Below are 20,394 nucleotides of genomic sequence, written 5' to 3'. Positions count from 1 at the left end.
TATTGCGTAGCCTGCTGCAATGATCGGCCACACCATCGTCAGCGGTGGCGACGCACTGGCGATGCGCATCGCCGAGGAGTTGCGTGGCGCCGGTACCACGGTGACGGTGATCGATCGACCAGATCAGCTCACCGCGGCCGGCGTCGCAACCGCCGCCGCCGTCGTGTGCGCGGGACCTGACGATGCGGACAATCTCGAAATCGCCCTGCTGGCACGCCGTTTGAGCCCCACGGTGCGGGTCGTGGCGCGCCTCGCCAACACCGTGCTGCGGGAGGCGATGGCCGCCGGCAACGGTCCGGGTGCGGTGCTCGACGTGGCCGATCTCGCCGCCCCCTCGGTGGTGGAGCGATGCCTTGCCCGCACCACACACTCGATCGCGGCCGGCGATTTGCGCTTCGTGGTGTCCGGCGAGGCCATGCCCCGCGCAGGTACGCTGCGCGAGATCTACGGAGACCTCGCGCCCGTGGCCGTCGTCCACGGGGACCGACGTCCGACACCGGGGGCTGTGACGGCGTGCCCGGGACGCGATCTGCACGTCGAGGAGGGCGACTGGGTCGCCATGATCGGTACCGCAGGCGAACTCGACGAACCGGACACCACCGCCCGAGCCCACCCGAGGCGTTCCCCGATGACCCGAATAGCGAACGCGGCGCGTGCTTTTCGTGAGGACGTCAACCCCAACTTCTATCGCGCGCTCTCGGTGTCGATGAGCCTGCTCGTCGGATCGACGATCCTGCTCTGGTTCTCCTACAACAAGCCGGGGATGAGCTTCGTCGATGCGCTGTACTTCTCCACCGAGACCATCGCCACCGTGGGTTACGGCGATTTCAGCTTCAGTGATCAACCGACGTGGCTGCGCCTGTTCAGCATCGTGTTGATGTTCGCCGGTATCACCACCACCGCGGTGCTGATGGCGTTCGTCGCCGACCTGCTGCTGTCCCGGCGCCTGGCGTACTCGGCGGGCCGCCGCAAGGTGCGCGAACTGCAGAGCCACATGATCGTCGTGGGCCTGGGGTCGTTCGGCATTCGGGTGGCCACCGATCTCAAGGCCGCCGGCCACGACGTCGCGGTGATCGAACTCAACGACGAGAACCGCTACCTGTCCGCTGCCGCCGACCGGGGCATCCCGGTGATCTTCGGCGACGCCACACTGCCCTCGACCCTGGAAGCGGCGCGCATCGACGAGGCCAGGGCCGTGGCGGTTCTCACCGACGCGGATGTGGTGAACATCGAGACGGCCATCGTCACCCGCGAACACCTCAAGGACCGCACCGCGGTGCCGGTGGTCCTGCGGGTCTTCGATCGCGCGCTCGGCGCCGCGGTGGCGCACCGATTCGGCTTCGACACCGTGCTGTCGACCGTCGAGTTGGCGGCGCCCTGGTTCATCGGAGCGGCACTGGGCCTCACCGTCTTCGGCACGTTCTCGGTCGGCCAGGCGTCGTTCATGGTCGGCGGGGTCCGCGTGGACCCCGGAAGTGAACTCGACGGCATCCGGATGGCGGAGCTCTCGACTCAGACCCGCGTGATCGCGATCGTCGGCGTCGACGGGGCGCGCGAACTGCATCCCCGACGGGAGTCGCAACTGCGCGCGGGCGACACCGCCTACCTGGTCGGCCCCTACCGGGAACTGCTGGCCACGCTGAGCAAGGGGCGCGGACGAACCGGCGTCGACTCGCCGGCCCTCAGCTGAAGTCCGACGCCACCTCAGCCACCTGGCGCAACTGATCCACATCAGTGCTGGTCGGGATCAGATGGATCTCGTCGGTACCGATGTCGGCGAATCCTCCCAGCACACTGCGGAGTTCGTCTTGGGTGCCGGCCCAGCCCGTCGTCGGGGCCATCGCGTCGACGATGTCCGCCGGGATCCAGTTCATGTAGCGCCGCAGGTGGTGATGCACCTGCTCGCGCGGAGCGGTTCCCTCGCCGATCGCGAACCAGAACGAGGTGGCCAGGTGAGGTGCCGGCTTGCCGGCCTCCCGCCACGCAACGCGCGCGACGTCGAACAGCTCGTTCTGCGCGGCGGTGTCCAGATCCAGACTGATGCCCGCCAGACCGGCGGCCCAGCCCGCGGCACTGCGCAGTGTCTTCGGACCCGTTGTGCCGACCAGCAATTCGGGTCCGCCGGCCTGCACGGGCGGTGGCCCGACCGGCAGGGTGGCGTTGGTGATGTTCTCCCCCGCCCACACCCGCTGCATGACGGCGACGCGGTCGGCGAGCTGGCGCATCGTCTGGGTCGCCGGGTCCGCGCCGACGGCGCGGTAGTCCTCGTGCCGTCCCCCGACCCCGATCCCTACCGTCAACCGGCCGTCGCAGAGCAGATCGCCGGTCGCCAGCGCCTTGGCCAGCATGACGGGGTCGTGCAGCTGCGGGATCACCACCGTGGTCACCAGCCGTACCCGCTCCGTCCACGCGGCCAGCGCTCCGAGCAGGGTCAGGCTCTCGGGGTTGTCGAACGCGATCCGCTCACCCCAGCACAGCGAGGAGAACGGCCCGTCGTCGACCAGTCGCGCCCATGCCCGCAGCGTGGCACTGTCCAGGTCGGCTTCCATCACCGGCATCGTCATCCCGATACGCACGTCGCGATTCTGGCATGCCGGGTGTCACGATCTAGGCGGGCTGGCCGTGCAGGTTCTTGGCGGTCGGTGAGGTCTCGACGCTCGCGGGGTCAGCGTAGGTGCCCAGAACCCGGTCGGCGGTGCCGGCGCTGGTGACGGTGAACCAGTAGTGCTCGTTCTTGAAGTGGTGCTGGCGGTGGTTGCGCCACACCGCCCGGAACACGGCGGTTTTCGGCTTGTAGTCGCTGTGCACCAGGTAGTGGCACCACTCGTAACACAACCCCAGCACCGTCAGGAATGTCAGGAACGTCAGGCCCGAGGCCGTGCTCGGAAAGGCCAGTAGCGCGATTGCCACCGACACGGGCAACACCCACAGCAGCGCGGGCCACGGGATGAAGATCAACGCGACGTCGCGCGGATCGACGTGGTGTTCCCGGTGCTTGCGTGCCAGCAGGGAATCGATGCGCAGACCGGCGACGCGGCGGGGCTTCCAGTGCAGGATGCACACGTGCACAACCCATTCGAAGAAGGGGAACACGGCGAGCATCACGACGGGCACGACGGCGTCAGCCCAGCTCCACTCGCCGAGCCGGAGGCGCGCGGTGACCGCGACGGCGAGTGTCGTGCCGATCAACCATGGGGACGGGTGTCGCAGGAATTCGCGTGCGGCGTCACCAAGGGTGAACTGCTTGCGGGTGGGTCGCGTGGGTGCGCTGGTCATTGCTTCTCCTCCAGGTGGGCCAGGGCGGTGAGCAGGGCGGTGGTCGCCGGTTCGAGCAGGTGACGGGCGTGAGTCGCGGCCGCCTCGGGATCTCCGGCGGTCACGGCGCCGGCCAGGGCTCGGTAGTCGTCGATGCGCTCGACCTCGGTTGCCATGACGGCAGCCAGGGCGGGTAGGACGGGTTCGTAGGTGGCGCGCAGTGTGTTGAAGATCAGCCGGAACGCGATCGAGTCGGCGCAGTCGACGACGTGATCCCAGAAGTCGAGCGCATACCGTTGCGCCGCAATGGGATCGGACTCATCGGCCAGGGCGGCCAGAGTCTGGTCGAGGATCTCGCCGGCCTGCTTGCCGCCGCGCTGGGCGGCGAGTTCGGCGACCTTGGGCCCGTTGTGCAGCCGTGTCTCGAGGATGCTGCGCACGACGTCGAGGTCCAGATTCCCGCCGCGGATGAGCAACGTCGGAAGCAGATCGAGCCCCGCGGTGCGCCGGAAGTCCCGCACAGTCGTGGCGTCACCCTGCCGCACCTCGACGAGACCGGCGGCGGCCAGGCGCTTGAGCGCCTCTCGGATCGCCGGACGCGACACGCCGAGCACCTCGGCGAGCCGACGCTCGCTGGGCAGTGCCTCACCGGGTTGCATCTCGCCGCTGAGCACGTCGGCGACGATCTGGTCGAAGACGTCTTCAGGTACCGAACGACGGTTCACGGGGCGCAGCGCCATGCCCCCACCATGCCCCACCATCGGCCAGGCGGTCAAGTGGTCAGACCAATATTTGACGCGAATCGGGGGTTATCCCCCACGGGACTGGCGGGAAAACGCCGTCCCGCCGCCGCGTCGTGATCCCTAGGTTGGTGGACATGACCGCACCAGCTGCCGCGATGATCGAGCCGGCACCCGACATCGCCACCCCACCACCGGCTCCGCGCACCGCAACCATCGGCGTGGTGCCCACGGCGTCGATGATCACCGGCGCCGCGATCGCCACCGTCTGGTTCTGGATTCCGTTGACGCTGTTGATCATCGGCGTCTCATCTATCCCGAGCGTGATCGGCTTCGTGCTCGCCGCCGTGGTGTTCACCTACCTGATGCGCGGAGTCGAGCGGGTCGAACGGGTGCGCAGCGAGGCGGTGTTCGGGATGGGCATCGGCGTCCCGCCGCGCCGGCTCTCCCCGCACACCGGGTTCCAGCGCTGGGCCCACCAGATTCTGCTGGACCTGGGCAGCGCCCGGTTCTGGAAGGCGGTGGCCCACCACTACCTGCGCATGACCTACGACATCCTGGCCACCGGCCTCGCAGCTGCGCTGCTGGTGTTCGCGTTCCTCGCACCGGCCGCCGCGATCGCGATCGGCAACAGTGACGCCGAGGCCGGTCTGTCGTTCCTGCCGACACCGGTGGCGCTGCTGCTCGCGGTGGTGGCACTCGCGGCGGCGGGCGTGCTCCTGGTCTACGCCCCGGCCCTCGACGCCATGATCGACCGCTGGCTGCTGACCCCGTCGCCGACTGCCCACCTGCAATACCAGGTCAGCGCCCTGGCCGATGCGCGGCAGGGCGCGGTCACCTCGGCCCAGACCGAACGCCACCGCATCGAACGCGACCTCCACGATGGCGTGCAACCACGCCTGGTGTCCCTGGCCATGACGATCGGACTCGCCCAGACGAAACTCGACACCGACCTGCCCGCCGCCAGATCGCTGATCGCCGAAGCCCACGACGAGGCGAAAAACGCCCTCGTCGAGCTGCGCAACGTCGTGCGCGGGATCGCGCCGACGATCCTGGCCGACCGCGGTCTCGACGCGGCCCTGTCCGCGGTGGTGCAACGCGCGACGACCTCCGGGGTGCCGACCACGCTGAGCGTGCACCTGCCCCGTCGGCTGCCCGACGAGGTCGAGGCCTGCGCGTACTTCGTCGTCGCCGAGGCTCTGACCAACGTCACCCGGCACGCGGGCGCCGGCCAGGCCGCCGTCACGGTCCGCCTCGAGGAGACCGCCCAGCAGCTCCACGTCACGGTGTTCGACGACGGCCGGGGCGGTGCGCAGATCACCGGCGACGAGAACGCCACCGGACTGCGCGGCCTCGACGAGCGGGTGCGCGCCGCGCGCGGCACGTTCACGGTGTCCAGCCCGGTCACCGGTCCGACCATCATCACCGCGGTGCTGCCATGCGCATCGTGATCGCCGAGGACTCCGCGTTGCTGCGGGCAGGTATCGAACGCATCCTCACCGACGCCGGGCACGACGTAGTGGCCGGGGTACCCGACGCCACGAACCTGCTGCGACTGGTGAACGACACCCGGCCGGATCTCGCGATCCTCGACGTCCGGATGCCGCCCACCTTCACCGACGAAGGCATCCGTGCCGCAGCGCTTCTGCGCAGCCAGAACCCGGAATCGCCGGTGCTGGTCCTCTCGCACTACGTGGAGGAGCGATACGCCGCCGAGCTGATCGCCTCGGACACCCGCGGCTTCGGCTATCTGCTCAAGGACAGGGTGGCCGACGTCCCGGCCTTCCTCGACGCAGTGGCCGTCGTCGGGTCCGGAGGCACCGTGCTCGATCCGGAAGTGGTGTCGCAGATACTCGTTCGCTCACACCGCCGCAACACCCTGGACGCGCTGACCCCGCGCGAACACGAAGTCCTTCAGCTGATGGCCGAGGGCAAGACCAACTCGGCGATCGCCACGGCGCTGCACATGTCGGTCGGTTCGGCCGAGAAGCACATCGCCTCCATCTTCGCCAAGCTCGGCCTGGCTCCCGACGACAGTGGCAACCGGCGCGTGCTCGCCGTCCTGCGTTACCTCGAATCCTGAACGCGTGAAAGGACTCTCCGTCATGACCACACTCGCCACCCCGCCCGCGCCGCCACCTGCCGTGTCTCCCGGAGGCCGCACGGCGATCCGCTCCCTCCTGATCGTCGCCGCGGCGGTCCTCGTCGTCGGGACGGTGGCGTCACTGGGCGTCACCGCCTGGGGCGTCAGCTCGTTCCGGATCGTCGCCGACAGCGCCGCGCTGCCCGCCACGCTGCGCTCGGTGACCATCGACACCGGCTCCGTCCCCGTCGTCGTACGCATCAGCTCCGATCGGGAGGCGACGACCCCGCGCGTCGACATGCGGATGGTCAATTCCGTTCGTGCAGGCTCGGATCCGCTCTCCGTCGCCGCCGACGGTACGTCGGCTCGGGTGACGATCGATGCCGAGCCGTCCGCGCTGCTGAACTGGGGCCGCGCATCGCAGATCACGGTGGTGCTGCCCCCGGATCAGGCCCGCCGCACGACGGTGACCACCCAGCAGGACACCGGTGTGGTGATGCTCGAAGCCGACATCGACCGGCTGGTGGCCCGCACCCGCGACGGCGGGGTCGTCCTGGGCGGCGCCGCGCGCGACGTCGACATCACCGCGCAGAACGGGGACATCGACACCCGCGCCGCGATGTCGGTGTCGGACACTTTCCGGGCCACCACCCAGTCCGGCGACATCGACGTCGAGTTCTCCGCCGCACCGAAGACGCTCGCCGCCACGACCGAGAACGGCGACGTGACGGTTGCTCTGCCGCCGCCCGGACCGTACGTGGTCGACGCGACGACGGGCCAATCCTGGGGCTCCACCGTGGTGCGCGTACCGCAGACCCGTGATCCCCGCGGGGCCGCGTCCACCGTGAGCGTGCGGTCCGAGACCGGCGACGTCACCGTCGACCAGCTGCGCTAGCCGCTGCGGGGTACGTCCTCATGCTGCCCACACTCAGCGACAGTGTCGGCGCTTGATGAGCACACCTCATCATCCGCCGACACTGTCGCTGGGGGTGGGCCGATCCCGTCAGTGGGTCGCGGCTAGTCCGTTGGGCCCGTCAGCTTCTCGATGATCGCGGCGACGGGTGCGGGCTCGGCGAGGCGGAATCCGGTGCCGGCCCAGATGTTGGCGCCGTGCGGATCGCCGGCCCGCACCGCGGCCGCCCGCAGCGGACTCGTCAGATAGTGCACCTGTGGGTACGCCAGCGGCGCCTGCTCGTCGTGGTCGTCGACGAAGCGGTTGCGCAGACCCCGCGCGAAGCGCCCCGAGAATGCCTTCGTGACAACAGCTTCGGTGAACTCAGGACTCACCAGCGCGGCCCTGTGCACCGGCGTGCTCCCGGCTTCGTCGGCCAGCAGGAACGCCGTGCCCAATTGCGCGGCGACCGCCCCGAGGCGCCGGACCCGCGCGACGTCCGCGGCCGTCATCAGGCCGCCCGCCGCGACCACGGGAAGGTCGAGGGCGGTGACGATCTCGGCCAGCAGCTCGTCGAGCGGCTGCTCGGCCGGGCGCGCCTGCGCATCGAAGGTCCCGCGATGCCCGCCCGCGGCGGGTCCCTGGGCCACCAGGACGTCGACGCCGCGGTCCGCTGCTTCCCGGGCCTCGGCCACCGTGGTGACCGTGCCCGCGACGGTGATGCCGGCGCTGCGCAGGCGGGTGATCTCGTCGGCGCTCGGCAACCCGAAGGTGAAGGACGCCAACGCCGGCCGCAGGTCGAGGAGCACGTCGAGCTTGCCCTGCCACGCGTCGTCGTCGATGCGGGGCGCACCCACCGGGACGCCGAACCGCTCGGCATCGGGTGCCAGCTGCGCGGTGTACCGCTCGAGGGCATCGGCACTGCCGGTATCGGGACCGGGCACGAACAGGTTCGCGCCGATGGGCCCGGACGCCGCGCGCATCGCCGCACCGAGCCGGTCGGCGAACGCATCGGCGCTCAGGTAGCCGGCCGCGACGAACCCGAGTCCGCCGGCGTTGGTGCCTGCCGCGGCGAGCTCGGGTGTCGACGGTCCACCCGCCATCGGGGCGATCGACACCGGTGCGGTGAGATCACGAAAATCGAAGACCATCAGTGCTCCTCCGGTCAGGTCACGGCACGCCCGCGCTGCTCTTCCTGCGCGCGGTAATCGTCGGCCAGGCCGCGCACGTGAGCCGGCAGTGCCCCGGCGGCCACGTCGGCCAGGCTGGTGGTCTCGAGGACCGAACGCATGCTCGCGCGCAACGCCCGCCACACATCGGTCAGCGCTGCGGTGGGTCCGCTGTAGGGCAGGTCGCCGAGCCCGATGTCACGAACACTGGCAAGCGGCCCGTCAATGCTGCGCAGCACATCGGCGATGCTGATATCGGTGGCGCACCGGGCGAGTTCGTATCCACCGTCGCGGCCACGGTGACTGCGCACCAATCGGTCGGTGCGCAGATCGGACAGGATGTCGACCAGGAACTGCGAGGGAATGCCCTGCGCCTTGGCCAAGTCCTCGGTCTTGACCAGTGCGCCCTCGTCGGCAGTGGCGAGCTCGACCATCGCCCGGATGGCATACTCCGCCTTCGCCGACATCCGCATGCGCGCAGGCCTACCCGGGGATGTCGGCGGCGGCGGGCACGACGACCGCGAACAGGTCGGCGATCCCGGCCAGGCTCGCAGCCTGGATCGCGGCTGCGGACACGGACTCTGATCCGATCCCGGGCAAGGCGCGGGTCGCCGTCGCCGTGGCAACGACCGTCGGCGCATAGCCGAGGTTGAACGCACCGCGCGCCGTCGAATTCACGCACATGTGCGTCATGAATCCGGCCAGCACGAGATTCTGCTTACCAAGCGAGATGAGCCTGTCCTGAAGCTCGGTCTGCACGAACGAGTTCGGGTAGTTCTTCACCACAACCGGTTCGGTATCCAGGGGAGCCACCCGATCGACGATCGCGCCGGTGTGCCCATTGATGTCGTAGAGCGAGCCGGGGCCGTCGTCGTGCTGGACGTGGATGACGGGAGCGCCCGCCGAACGCGCACGCTCCAGGAGCACCGCCGCCTCGTCGAGCGCGGCCTGCACCCCGTCGAGCTCCAAAACCCCTTCGGTGTAGGTGTTCTGGCAGTCGATCAGTACCAGCACCGATTCGCCGAGAGAAGCAGGCTCGAGCGGCAACCCCGACAGGGCCCGCAGCGTGTTGGGTTCAGCCACGTCCGCAGCCTACCCCCGAGCCGTGACGGCCAGCACTGCGTCGGCCAGCTCGGGCCGGCACACGATGAGGTCGGGCAACTTGGAATCCCGCTGGTTGTAGATCAGCGGTGAGCCGTCGATACGGGAGGTGTGCAACCCCGCCGCACGGGCCACCGCGACCGGCGCCGCCGAATCCCATTCGTACTGCCCGCCGGCGTGCACGTACACGTCAGAGATGCCCTGGACCACCGACGCGACTTTCGCTCCGGCCGAACCCATTTCGACGAGCGTCCCCTGCAGTGCGTCCTTGACCTCCAGCGCGATCGCCGGAGGCCGGGTGCGGGACACCACGATCCTCGGCGCCCCCGGCTGGGCCGGTGGCGCCGGCACCGTGGGTGTGGCCAGTGTGACGCCCTGCGCGGGCAGCGCGACGGCTCCGGCGATGAGTTCACCTGCCTGCCAGAGCGCGACGTGCACCGCCCAGTCGGATCGCCCCGCCTCGGAGAACTCGCGCGTGCCGTCGAGGGGATCGACGATCCACACCCGCTCGGCCGTGAGCCGAACCGGATCGTCGATGCCCTCCTCGGAGAGCACCGCGTCATCGGGGCGTACCGAGGCCAGCGCTTCCATCAGGAAATCGTGGGAACGCTTGTCCCCCGCGGCTTTCCGCTCCGCGGGCTCGGCTTCGGCGAACTCGGCGCGCACATCGAGGAGCAGCGCACCCGCTTCGGTGGCCAGTCGAGCGGCGACCTCGTGATCGGATTCGGTCATGGCTTGCTCTCCAGCAGCTCGATCACCCGGTCGGCCAGTGCGTCGAGGGGTTCGTGCGGTGTCAGCTGCAAGTCGGGATCCTTCGGTCGCTGGTAGGGACTGTCGATTCCGGTGAAGTGGGTGATCTCACCGGCACGGGCCTTGGCGTACAGGCCCTTCGGATCGCGGCGCTCGCAGTCCTCGATCGGGGTGTCCATGAACACCTCGAAGAAGTCCAGACCGGCCGCGGTGGTCACCTGCCGGGCCAGTGCGCGGTGCTCTTCGAGCGGACTGATCGCAGGCACGAGCACCACCTGGCCGGAGTCGGCGAGGATCGCCGCGATGTGGGCGAGCCGACGCTGGTTCTCCGCGCGGTCGTCCATCGAGAAGCCGAGATCGGCGTTGAGCCCGTGCCGCAGGTTGTCCCCGTCGAGAACATAAGCGGGCACGCCCTTTTCGAGCAACTTCTGCTCCACCAGCATGGCCACCGAGGACTTGCCCGAACCCGACAGGCCGGTGAACCACACCGTGCGTCCCTTGGACAGCCGGTCCTCGGACGTGCACAGCGACTGGTGCCGCACCGTATTGGGGCTCGATGTCCGCGCCGTCACGTACGGCAGGATCATGCCCGCCGCGACCGTGCCGTTGGTGTTCGGATCGATCAGGATGAACGAGCCCGTCGCGGCGTTGCGGCTGTACTCGTCGAGCAGCAGCGGCACCTGGCTGCGCAACGACACCCGGCCCAGTTCGTTGAGTTTGAGCGCGGTCGCCGTCTTGTCGCGGTGCAGCGTGTTGACGTCGAGCCGGTAGTCCAGCGCCGTCACCCGCACACGCGTGGTGCGCGTCGTGTGCTTGACCAGGTAGTCGCGACCCGGCTCCAGCGACACCTCGTCGGCCATCCAACACACCGTGGCGTCGAACTCCTGGGTGACGCGCGGCTGGTTGTTGGGCCGGGCGATCAGGTCACCGCGGCTGATGTCGATGTCATCGGCCAGGCTGACCGACACCGCCATCGGCGGGAACGCTTCCTGCACAGGGCCGCCCGGACCCTCGATCGCGGTGATGCGAGAGCTCTTGCCGGTCGGCAACACGACGACCTCGTCACCCGGACGCATGACACCGCTGGCGACCGTGCCCGCATAGCTGCGGTGATCGGCATGCTCATGGGTCTGGGGCCGGATGACGTACTGCACGGGGAACCGGACGTCGACCAGGTTGCGGTCACCGGCGATGTAGACGTCCTCGAGATGACTCAGCAGCGAGGGCCCGTCGTACCAGGGCGTGACATCGGACTTGGTCACGACGTTGTCGCCGTTGAGCGCCGACAGCGGGATCGTCGTCACGTCCTGGACGTCGAGGCGCGCGGCGAATTCGTAGAATTCGTCGCGGATCTCGTCGAATCGTTCCTGACTCCAGCCGACCAGGTCCATCTTGTTGACCGCCAGCACGATGTGCCGGATGCCGAGCAGTGAGGCCAGGAACGCGTGGCGGCGCGACTGCTCGAGCAGGCCGTGGCGGGCGTCGACCAGGACGATCGCCAGCTGCGCGGTCGACACACCGGTGACCATGTTGCGGGTGTACTGGATGTGGCCCGGGGTGTCGGCGATGATGAATTTCCGCTTGGCCGTGGCGAAGTAGCGGTACGCCACGTCGATCGTGATGCCCTGCTCACGCTCGGCGCGCAGGCCGTCGGTCACCAGAGCCAGATCCGTGTAGTCGTTGCCGCGCTCCTTGGAGGTGCGCTCGACCGCGGCGAGCTGGTCCTCCATCACAGCCTTGCTGTCGTAGAGCAACCGGCCGATCAGGGTGGACTTCCCGTCGTCGACCGAACCCGCGGTCGCGATACGCAGGAGCGTCATCGAAGAACCCATCAGAAATACCCCTCGCGCTTGCGATCTTCCATCCCCGCCTCCGAGATGCGGTCGTCGGCGCGGGTGGCGCCCCGCTCGGTGAGCCGTGAGATCGCGGTCTCGGCGATCACCTCGGAAACCGTTGCGGCTGTGGACTCCACGCACCCGGTGCAGGTGACGTCGCCGACGGTGCGGAACCGGACCGTCTTGTCGATCACCTGCTCGTCTTTACGCGGCTGCATGAACTTGTGCACCGCGAGCAGCATGCCGTCACGCTCGAAGACCTTGCGCTCATGGGCGTAGTAGATCGCCGGCAGCGCGATCTTCTCAGCGCCGATGTAGGACCAGATGTCGAATTCGGTCCAGTTCGACAGCGGGAACGCGCGGATGTGCTCACCCTTGCGATGCCGGCCGTTGTAGAGGTTCCACAGCTCGGGCCGCTGGTTCTTCGGGTCCCACTGGCCGAACTCGTCGCGGAAGCTGAACACCCGCTCCTTGGCGCGCGCCTTCTCCTCGTCGCGGCGCGCACCACCGAACGCCGCGTCGAACTTGTTCTCCCGGATGGCCCGCAGCAGCGTGAACGTCTGCATCGGATTGCGGGACGGGATCGTCTCGACCACGCGGCCGGCGTCGATGTCGTCCTGCACCTTGGCCACCACCAGTCGCACGCCCGACTGGGCCACCAACTCGTCGCGCGCCTGCAGCACCTCGTCGAAGTTGTGGCCGGTGTCGACGTGCATCACCGGGAACGGCAACCGCCCGGGCGCGAACGCCTTGAGCGCCAGGTGCAGCATCACGATCGAGTCCTTGCCACCGGAGAACAGCAGCACGGGCCGCTCGAATTCGGCGGCCACCTCCCTGATGATGTGGATGGCTTCGGCCTCCAGCGCACGCAGGTGGCTCAGCTCGTAGCGCCCCGCGTTGACCGCGGTGTCTTCGATCGTCGTCATGGCTTCCCTGGAAAGTTGGTAGATTTGACCGGAATTACGATCATCATCGGGCAATCTAATCGTCGGGCGAGAAGCTGTCAACGGCGGGTTCCGGGCACACGACTGTGGGCCTTGTGCACGCGAAACAGCCGATACGCGTGCACAAGGCCCACAGTCGAGCGTCGAGGTCAGCGCGCCAGGTCGTAGACCATCGTGCCGCCCACGTCCTGCGGGGTGAAGTTCTTCGTCACCCATGCGGTGATCTCCGCCGCGGTACCGCTGTCGCGCCCGGGGCCGCGGTGACCGCCGGCGATGAAGTAGCGGACCTGGCCGTCGTCGACGTACTGCTGGAACTGCGCCAGCGTGGGCGACGGATCGCTACCCATGAACCCGCCGATCGCCATCACCGAAGTGCCGGTGCTGAGCTCCAGGCTGCCCGCCGTCATGGAACCGACAGTGGCCGCGGCCCAACGATTGTCGGTGGCCTTGACCAAGTTCTGCAGCGCGGTGTTGTCCGATGCGCGCTCGGGCCCGCCAGGTCCACCAGGCCCACCGGGCCCACCTGGCCCACCCGGCCCACCGAACCCGCCCGGGCCGCCGAACCCTGCGTGCGCCGCTGCCGGGCCTGCCATCGCGCCCGGGCCGCTGGCCGGATGGGCCGCCGTCTCGATCGCGTAGGCCGCAGGTGCGGCGGCACCGAGGATCAGCGCGGCACCGGCCACCGCCGCGGCGAACCGACCCCACCGCTGCACGCCCGCCACCAGCAGCGCGGCCACCACGAGCAGCCCGATCAGCACCACCCAGCGCAGCCACGGCTGCCACCCGTGCGCACGGCCGAGCAGCACGAACGCCCACACTCCGGTGCCGGCCGACATCACCGCCAGAACTGCCCGCGCCACCCAGGACTGCCGGTCACGCCACAGTTCGACCGTGCAGATGCCCACCAGTGCGGCGACCGCGGGCGCCAACGCCAGCGTGTAATACGGGTGAATGGTGCCGTCCATGAAGCTGAACACGGCGGCCGTCACCAGCATCCAGCCGCCCCACAGCAGCAGGCTGGCCCGCAGCGGCGACGTCCGCGGGGTACGCCGGCTGAACCACAGCAGCGCCACCAGGCCGATCAGCGCCGCAGGCAGCAGCCAGGACACCTCGGCGCCGAACGACGGGCCGAACATCCGCCCGATTCCGGGGCTACCACCGAAGAAGACATGCGCCTCCCCGCCAAAGTCGCCCATGCCGCCGCCGGGTCCGTGACCCCCGCCGGGACCTTCTCCCCGACCGGCGATGCGCTGAATACCGTTGTAGCCCAGCGCAAGCTGCAGTAGAGAGTTGTCGGTCGACCCGCCGATGTAGGGCCGGGAATCGGCGGGCCACAGGTCCACCAGCGCCAGGAACGGGCCGGCCGTCGCGACCATCGCGACCCCACCGGCGACCAACGCGCGGACCCGCGGCCAGAACGCGATCGGTGCAGCGACCAGGAATGCGAGCGCCAGACCGGGCACCACGAGGAACGCCTGCAGCATCTTGGTCAGGAACGCCACGCCCAGCACCACGCCGGTGCCCACGACCCAGCGCGTCCGACCGGTCTCGATGGCTCGCACCATCAGGTAGCCCGCGATGACGAGCAGCAACACCAGCAGCGCGTCGGGATTGTTGTAGCGGAACATCGACGCCGCCACCGGCATGACCGCCAGTGCGGCACCGGCGATCAGACCGGCGCCCGGGCCGCTGACCCGGCGCACCGCGGCGTAGAGCACGCCCACCGATGCGACGCCCATCAGCGCCTGCGGCAGCAGCATCGTGAACGGGCTGAAGCCGAACAACCTGCCGGACAGGGCCATGAACCAGATGGAGACGGGCGGCTTGTCGACGGTGATCGCGTTGCCCGAATCCAGCGAGGCGAACAGCCATGCCTTCCAGCTCTGGGTGCCGGCCTGTGCGGCGGCGGCGTAGAAATCGTTGGCCCAGCCCGCAGAACCCAGGCCCCAGAGGTAGAGCACCGCGGTGGCGGCGAGGAGGGCGGCGAGCGCGAATCGGGGCCAGCGCTGCGCGGGGTCGCGCGGCGGCACGGCCGTGGTGTCGACTGAGGTGTCGGCGGTGAGCGTCATCGAACGGTTCCTTCGGTGGCGGTGCGGCGCGGATGGAACACCCAGCCGCGCAGCAGGACGAAGCGGACCACGGTGGCGAGCAGGTTGGCCGCGATCAGCACGGCGAGCTCGACCAGCCGATGCGGTGCGGCGGAGGTGACGTGCAGGAGGCTCAGCGATCCGCTGGTGATGCCCAGCGCGATGCCGAACACGATGAGGCCCTCGACGTGATGCTGGGCCAGCCGCGACTGACCGCGCACCCCGAAGGTGAACCGTCGGTTGGCCGCGGTATTGCCGATCGCGGTGAGCAGCAGCGCGATCAGGTTGGCCAGCTGCGCACCGACCTCGCCCTGAAGCAGGACGAACAGCGCGATGTAGGCCAGTGTCGATGCGACCCCGATCGTGCCGAATCGCACGACCTGCCGCAGCAGCGACCGCGGTTCCGCCTCTCGGGCCGAACTCAGTTGCGCAGCAATCACGTTGACGGGAATCGCGCCGCTGGCGAAGCCGCGCAGCAGCCGGCCGATGCCCCGCAGATCGGCCGCCGCCGTGGCGACGATGTCGACGCGGCTGTCGGGATCGTCGACCCAGTCGACCGGCACCTCGTGGATGCGCAGTCCGCTGCGTTCGGCAAGGACCAGCAGCTCGGTGTCGAAGAACCAGCCGGTGTCCTCGACGTAGGGCAGCAGTTGCGCCGCGACGTCGGCACGGATCGCCTTGAACCCGCACTGGGCGTCGGAGAATCCGGCCGAGAGCGTCGACTTGAGGATGAAGTTGTAGCAGCGCGAGATGATCTCCCGCTTCGGGCCGCGGGTCACGCGCGCGCCACGCGCCAGCCGGGTGCCGATCGCGAGGTCCGAGTGGCCCGAGATCAGCGGCGCCACCAGGGGGCCGAGCGCAGCCAGGTCGGTCGACAGGTCGACGTCGGTGTACACGAGCACCGCCGCATCGGACGTCGACCACACGTGATGAAGCGCCCGTCCCCGCCCCTTCTCCTCGAGACGCACCACGCGGACTTCGTCCAGTTCGGCGGCCAGCCGCGCAGCGATCTGTGGCGTGTCGTCGGTGCTGGCGTTGTCGGCGATGGTGATGCGCGCCCTGAATGGCACCGCCTCGAGCAGGTAGCGATGCAGCCGGTACACCGATTCGGCCAGGACCGACTGCTCGTTGTAGACGGGTACGACGACGTCGAGGACCGGCGCCCCGCTGACGCGCGCCGTGCGCGCGGCATGGGGCCGACGTTCGACGGGGAGTGGGAAACAACGTGTCTCGGACACGATGTCGGTGTGTGTCATGGAGTCCATGTTCTGCGGTCTATGTGTGCTCATCGTGGGCCGGAGCTATGTGCCGGCTGTGACTCGGTCAGGTCGTAGATGACGGTGCCGTCGACGGTCTGCGCGACGAAGTTCGCGCCCACCCAGTCGCGGATCGCCACCGATTCATTCGATCCGCTGGCGGGGGCGCGGCCCATCGTCATCATCCGGCCTGAGACGAAGTAGTGGATGCGCCCGTTCTCGACGTCGTCGACGAACTGCGCCAGCGTCGGCGACGGGTCGGTGCCGTTGAACCCGCCGATCGCCATCACCGGAGCGCCGATCGCGAGCTGGTAGCCCGCGGCATTGTTGGAGCCGACAACTGCTGCGGCCCACGTGAAGTGGTCGGCATCGGCGGCGAGCAGCCGGGTGAGATCAGGGCGCGGCGTCGGTGAACTCAGCAGGCCGCCACCGGGGAAACCTGGGAAACCCCCGGGGAAGCCGCCCGAGCGCGCCGGACCGACCGACGGGATGGCGCCGGAGTGTGGCGTCGCCGCGGTCACCAGCGTGTAGGCGGCAGGCGCGGCCAGGCAGCACACCACGGCGACCGCCGCGACCGCACGGCTGAGGCGGGGACCCAGCCGCCAGCAGAACAGGATCAGCGCCGCGGCGCCCACGCCCCCGACCACGATCGCGATCCGCAGCCACGGCAACCACTCCGCCGAGCGCGACAGCAGCTGCGCAGCCAGTGCAACGGTCACCACCGTGGTGGCGGCCATTGCGCTGGCCGCCCGCGGATCGCGACGGTGCCGCCACAGCAGGGTTGCGCCGACACCGATGACGGCGGCGATCGCAGGGGCCAGCGCGACGGTGTAGTACGGATGCACGATGCCGTTCATGTAGCTGAACACGACCGCGGTGACGGCGAGCCAACCGCCCCACATCACCAGCGCGGCCCGAGTCGCATCGGTGCGTGGCGCGCGGCGGGTCAGCACCAACCCGGCGACGGTGCAGACGAGTGCGGCGGGCAGGAGCCAGCCGATGTCGGCGCCCATCGAGTAGCCCAACAGCCGACCCCAGCCGACATCGTGGTTGAGGTTGCCCAGGCCGCCGGGCTCGTCGCCGGTGAGCCGTCCGAAACCGTTGTAGCCCAGCATCAATTCGAGGATGCTGTTGTGCTGCGAGCCGCCGATGTAGGGCCGCGCATCGGCGGGCCATAGTTCGGCCAGCGCGATGTACCAGCCCGCCGACACCACGACGGCGCCGGCGGCGGTCCCGAGGTCGAGTGCCCGTCGCCGCAGGGTCGACGGCCCGGCCATCAGATAGGCCGCGGCGAACGCAGGCAGCACCAGCAGCGCCTGCAGCATCTTGGCGAGGAACCCGAATCCCACAGCCGCGCCCGCCGCGACCAACCACCATCGGCTGGCGTCCCTCTCGCAGGCCCGCTGCGTGCAGTAGGCGGCCAGCACCAGCATCAGCACCAGCAGCGCGTCCGGGTTGTTGAACCGGAACATCAGCGCGGCCACCGGCGTCAACGCGAGAATCCAGCCGGCAAGCAGCGCGGCACCCGGGCCGGCGGCGCGGCGCACCGATGCGTAGAGCACGCCGACGGCGGCCACCCCCATGAGCGCCTGGGGCACGAGCATGCTCCACGACGAGAACCCGAAGATCCGGGCCGAGAGGTCCATGATCCACAGCGCGGCGGGTGTCTTGTCGACGGTGATCGCGTTCGCGGCGTCACTCGACCCGAACAGCATCGCGGTCGCGTCGCTGGAGCCGGCCTGGACCGCGGCGGCGTAGAACGAGTTGGCCCACCCCGAGGCGCCGAGGTTCCACAGATACAGCACCGCTGTGCTGAGAAGGAGCACCGCCAGCCCCGGCGAGCAGACGCGAAGTCGCACGAACACGCCGCGAAAAGGCCCAGTTCGCGTCTGCTCGCCCGGGTTGGGCGCAGCCTCGGGCCCCGACGTCAGCACGGTCACCGTTCGATCATCGGCGGCCCCGCTAGGCGCCCGATTGGCCTCCGCTGTGCGTTGACTGTGAATTCACAGGAAGCGTGACCACGAACTCGGTCCGCCCGGGTGCGCTGCGCACCACGATGGTCCCGTCGTGGGCCCGCACCACGGCGGCCACGATCGCAAGTCCGAGACCGGTGCTGCCCCCGCGGCGCGACCGCGACGAATCACCGCGCGCGAAGCGTTCGAACACCTCTGGCTGCAGCGACGCCGGGATGCCGGGACCGTCGTCGACGACGGTGAGCACCACAGTTTCCCCGGGGTCAGCACCGGCCGACGCCAGTGACGTCGTCACCGTGGTGCCGGGCGGCGTGTGGATGCGCGCGTTGGCCAGCAAATTGGCCAGCACCTGGTGCAGTCGCGCCTCATCGCCCGCCACCGCGACTGGTTCGTCGGGCAGGTCGAGCTCCCACTCGTGGTCGGGCCCGGCGACGTGCGCGTCACTGACCGCGTCGACGACCAGCCGGGTCAGGTCGACGGGTTCGCGCTCCAGCGGGCGGCCCGCGTCGAGCCGGGCCAGCAGCAGCATGTCCTCCACCAACCGCGTCATGCGTTCGGTCTCGGACTCCACCCGGTTCATCGCGTGCGCGACGTCATCGGGCAGTTCGGCGTGCCGACGCTGCGCGAGCTCGGTATACCCGCGGATCGCGGCGAGCGGCGTGCGCAGTTCGTGGCTCGCGTCGGCGACGAACTGGCGGATGCGGGTCTCGCTGTCGTGCCGCGCCGACAACGCTCCCGCGATGCGGTCGAGCATCCGGTTCAATGCCGACCCGAGCCGGCCGACTTCGGTGTGCGCGGCGGCCGGATCGACCGACACGATCGGCGTCGGCAGGTTCACCTCGCCGCGATCGAGCTCGAGATCGGCCACCTCGCGGGCCGCCGACGCCACCCGTGACAGCGGCGCCAGTTGCCGCCGGACGATCGCGATGCCCACGAAAGCCGCGGCTATCAGCGCGAGCACAGCGGCCACGCAGAACATGCCGAGCACCCACAGCAGCGTGTCATCGACGACCGACAACGGCAGCCCGGTGACGATGGTCTGATTCCCGCCGCGGCGGTCGTGCAGCCCGATCACGCGGTAGCGGCCCAGCCCGTCCAGAGTGATCGTCCTCGGCACGCGGTCGGGTGGCACCGCCGCCAGCTGGTCGGTAGCGGCCTCGCTGATCGTCGCGCGTCCGCCGTCGGCGGTGATCACCCCGGCATCGGTGCCCCGCCCGGGCGTGACCACGGCGCCGACGGTGCGGGTGGCCTGGCCGGGCGCGTTCAGGAATCCCGGGCCGGGCCCGACCTCGGGGTCGAACCGTCTGCGGTCCTCCCAGCCGGGGGTGCCCGGCGCGAAGACCGGCGGCGGCAGGTCGAAGATGGCCGCCGACCGCCGACCGGCCTCGACGAGTTGCTCGTCGAGCTGATGGGACAGGAAGCGCTGCAGCGCGAACTCGGTGGCGACGCCGATGCCGGCGATGACGACGGCCAGCAGCACCATCTGGGTGACGATCAGCCGAACGCGCAGCGACCAGGTCCGGGGTGCGAGGACACGGCCCCGCGTGGCGGCCTCCCCGTCAGCGCGCGGGCTTGAGGACATACCCGGCGCCGCGGAGCGTGTGGATCATCGGCTCGCGGCCACTGTCGATCTTCTTGCGCAGATAGGAGACGTACAGCTCGACGATGTTCGACCGCCCGCCGAAGTCGTAACTCCACACCCGGTCGAGGATCTGCGCCTTGCTGAGCACGCGCTTGGCGTTGCGCATCATGAACCGCAGCAGCTCGAATTCGGTCGCGGTCAGCGTGATCGGTTCTCCGGCGCGGGTGACCTCATGGCTGTCCTCGTCGAGCACCAGGTCCCCGACCACGATCGTCGCGCCGGCGGCCTCCGTGCTCACCCCGGTGCGGCGCAACAGGGCACGCAACCGCAGCACGACCTCTTCGATGCTGAACGGTTTGGTGACGTAGTCGTCGCCACCGGCTGTCAGCCCGGCGATGCGGTCCTCCACCGAGTCCTTGGCGGTGAGCAGCAGCAGCGGCAGCCCGGGGATCTGCTCGCGCAGGCGGTGCAGAACGTCCAGACCACTCATGTCGGGCAGCATGACGTCGAGCACGACCACGTCGGGCGGGTTGTCGCGCGCCGTCGCGATCGCGGTGGCGCCGTCGCCGGCGGTCGAGATCTCCCACCCTTCGTAGCGCAGCGCCATCGACACCAGCTCAGCCAGCACCGGCTCGTCGTCGACGACGAGCACGTGCACGGGGCTGCCGTCGGCGCGGCGCATCACCACCCGCGCGGCGTCGGTATCGCTGGGAACGCTCACCGGACC

At 69.6% G+C, this 20,394-nt stretch carries 18 protein-coding genes; 4 read left to right on the top strand and 14 right to left on the bottom strand.

Going from position 1 to position 20,394, the window contains the following annotated elements:
- The first annotated feature begins 19 nt into the window (after positions 1-19).
- Positions 20-1,690 (top strand): NAD-binding protein, encoded by a 1,671-nt coding sequence (locus PGN37_RS00600; RefSeq protein ID WP_335329082.1) that lies wholly within the window; start codon positions 20-22, stop codon positions 1,688-1,690.
- Here the strand turns inward: PGN37_RS00600 and PGN37_RS00595 are convergent.
- The 3 genes from PGN37_RS00595 to PGN37_RS00585 are packed head-to-tail and all read right to left on the bottom strand — an operon-like array spanning position 1,683 to position 3,995.
- The gene (locus PGN37_RS00595; protein WP_335329213.1) at positions 1,683-2,564 is read right to left on the bottom strand and encodes an LLM class flavin-dependent oxidoreductase; all 882 of its coding nucleotides are present in this window, start codon (positions 2,562-2,564) and stop codon (positions 1,683-1,685) included. The genes PGN37_RS00600 and PGN37_RS00595 overlap by 8 nt on opposite strands.
- Before the next feature lie 43 nt (positions 2,565-2,607).
- Positions 2,608-3,276, bottom strand: coding sequence for a sterol desaturase family protein (locus tag PGN37_RS00590; protein ID WP_335329081.1), 669 nt, complete (start codon positions 3,274-3,276; stop codon positions 2,608-2,610).
- Positions 3,273-3,995 (bottom strand): FadR/GntR family transcriptional regulator, encoded by a 723-nt coding sequence (locus PGN37_RS00585; RefSeq protein WP_335329080.1) that lies wholly within the window; start codon positions 3,993-3,995, stop codon positions 3,273-3,275. The genes PGN37_RS00590 and PGN37_RS00585 overlap by 4 nt, the downstream gene beginning before the upstream one ends.
- Before the next feature lie 137 nt (positions 3,996-4,132).
- On the opposite strand from PGN37_RS00585, the gene PGN37_RS00580 reads away from it, so the two are divergent.
- Genes PGN37_RS00580 through PGN37_RS00570 form a run of 3 tightly spaced genes read left to right on the top strand, consistent with a single transcriptional unit; the run spans position 4,133 to position 6,973 of the window.
- Positions 4,133-5,446, top strand: coding sequence for a sensor histidine kinase (locus PGN37_RS00580; RefSeq protein ID WP_442932804.1), 1,314 nt, complete (start codon positions 4,133-4,135; stop codon positions 5,444-5,446).
- Complete coding sequence (locus PGN37_RS00575; RefSeq protein WP_335329079.1) at positions 5,434-6,078, top strand: response regulator transcription factor; 645 nt, start codon at positions 5,434-5,436, stop codon at positions 6,076-6,078. Before PGN37_RS00580 ends, PGN37_RS00575 begins: the two co-directional genes overlap by 13 nt.
- A gap of 22 nt (positions 6,079-6,100) precedes the next feature.
- On the top strand, positions 6,101-6,973 hold the full coding sequence (locus PGN37_RS00570) for a DUF4097 family beta strand repeat-containing protein (RefSeq protein WP_335329078.1): 873 nt from the start codon (positions 6,101-6,103) through the stop codon (positions 6,971-6,973).
- Positions 6,974-7,095: 122 nt separating this feature from the next.
- Here the strand turns inward: PGN37_RS00570 and PGN37_RS00565 are convergent, their stop codons facing one another.
- The 11 genes from PGN37_RS00565 to PGN37_RS00515 all read right to left on the bottom strand — a co-directional run bounded on the left by PGN37_RS00565 (position 7,096) and on the right by PGN37_RS00515 (position 20,349).
- Complete coding sequence (locus PGN37_RS00565) at positions 7,096-8,121, bottom strand: nitronate monooxygenase (protein WP_335329077.1); 1,026 nt, start codon at positions 8,119-8,121, stop codon at positions 7,096-7,098.
- A gap of 14 nt (positions 8,122-8,135) precedes the next feature.
- Positions 8,136-8,612, bottom strand: a complete 477-nt coding sequence (locus tag PGN37_RS00560; RefSeq protein WP_335329076.1) for an Rrf2 family transcriptional regulator — start codon at positions 8,610-8,612, stop codon at positions 8,136-8,138.
- 10 nt (positions 8,613-8,622) lie between these two features.
- Positions 8,623-9,222, bottom strand: a complete 600-nt coding sequence (locus tag PGN37_RS00555; protein WP_335329075.1) for a cysteine hydrolase family protein — start codon at positions 9,220-9,222, stop codon at positions 8,623-8,625.
- A 9-nt stretch (positions 9,223-9,231) separates the two neighbouring features.
- Positions 9,232-9,972: a 3'(2'),5'-bisphosphate nucleotidase CysQ gene (locus tag PGN37_RS00550; RefSeq protein WP_335329074.1), complete on the bottom strand. Its 741-nt coding sequence runs from the start codon at positions 9,970-9,972 to the stop codon at positions 9,232-9,234.
- The gene (gene cysC / locus PGN37_RS00545) at positions 9,969-11,810 is read right to left on the bottom strand and encodes an adenylyl-sulfate kinase (protein ID WP_335329073.1); all 1,842 of its coding nucleotides are present in this window, start codon (positions 11,808-11,810) and stop codon (positions 9,969-9,971) included. The genes PGN37_RS00550 and cysC overlap by 4 nt, the downstream gene beginning before the upstream one ends.
- A gap of 11 nt (positions 11,811-11,821) precedes the next feature.
- Positions 11,822-12,751, bottom strand: coding sequence for a sulfate adenylyltransferase subunit CysD (gene cysD / locus PGN37_RS00540; protein WP_335329072.1), 930 nt, complete (start codon positions 12,749-12,751; stop codon positions 11,822-11,824).
- Between the two features lie 167 nt (positions 12,752-12,918).
- Entirely contained in the window at positions 12,919-14,838 is a 1,920-nt protein-coding gene (locus PGN37_RS00535; RefSeq protein WP_335329071.1) for a glycosyltransferase family 39 protein, read from the bottom strand.
- Positions 14,835-16,112 carry a bifunctional glycosyltransferase family 2/GtrA family protein gene (locus PGN37_RS00530; protein ID WP_335329211.1) on the bottom strand — a complete coding sequence of 426 codons (1,278 nt, stop codon included), beginning with the start codon at positions 16,110-16,112 and terminating at the stop codon, positions 14,835-14,837. Before PGN37_RS00530 ends, PGN37_RS00535 begins: the two co-directional genes overlap by 4 nt.
- A gap of 29 nt (positions 16,113-16,141) precedes the next feature.
- A complete protein-coding gene (locus PGN37_RS00525) occupies positions 16,142-18,052 on the bottom strand; it encodes a glycosyltransferase family 39 protein (RefSeq protein ID WP_442932802.1) in 1,911 nt (636 codons plus the stop codon).
- Between the two features lie 22 nt (positions 18,053-18,074).
- Positions 18,075-19,667, bottom strand: a complete 1,593-nt coding sequence (locus tag PGN37_RS00520; RefSeq protein WP_335329070.1) for a sensor histidine kinase — start codon at positions 19,665-19,667, stop codon at positions 18,075-18,077.
- Positions 19,645-20,349, bottom strand: a complete 705-nt coding sequence (locus tag PGN37_RS00515; protein WP_335329209.1) for a response regulator transcription factor — start codon at positions 20,347-20,349, stop codon at positions 19,645-19,647. Before PGN37_RS00515 ends, PGN37_RS00520 begins: the two co-directional genes overlap by 23 nt.
- Positions 20,350-20,394 lie beyond the last annotated feature (45 nt).

The sequence above is a fragment of the Mycobacterium kyogaense genome, from assembly GCF_036946525.1.
Taxonomy (GTDB): Bacteria; Actinomycetota; Actinomycetes; order Mycobacteriales; family Mycobacteriaceae; genus Mycobacterium; species Mycobacterium kyogaense_A.
The sequence above is the reverse complement of the archived record's forward strand: the minus strand, read 5'-3'. Positions and strand labels throughout refer to the sequence as shown.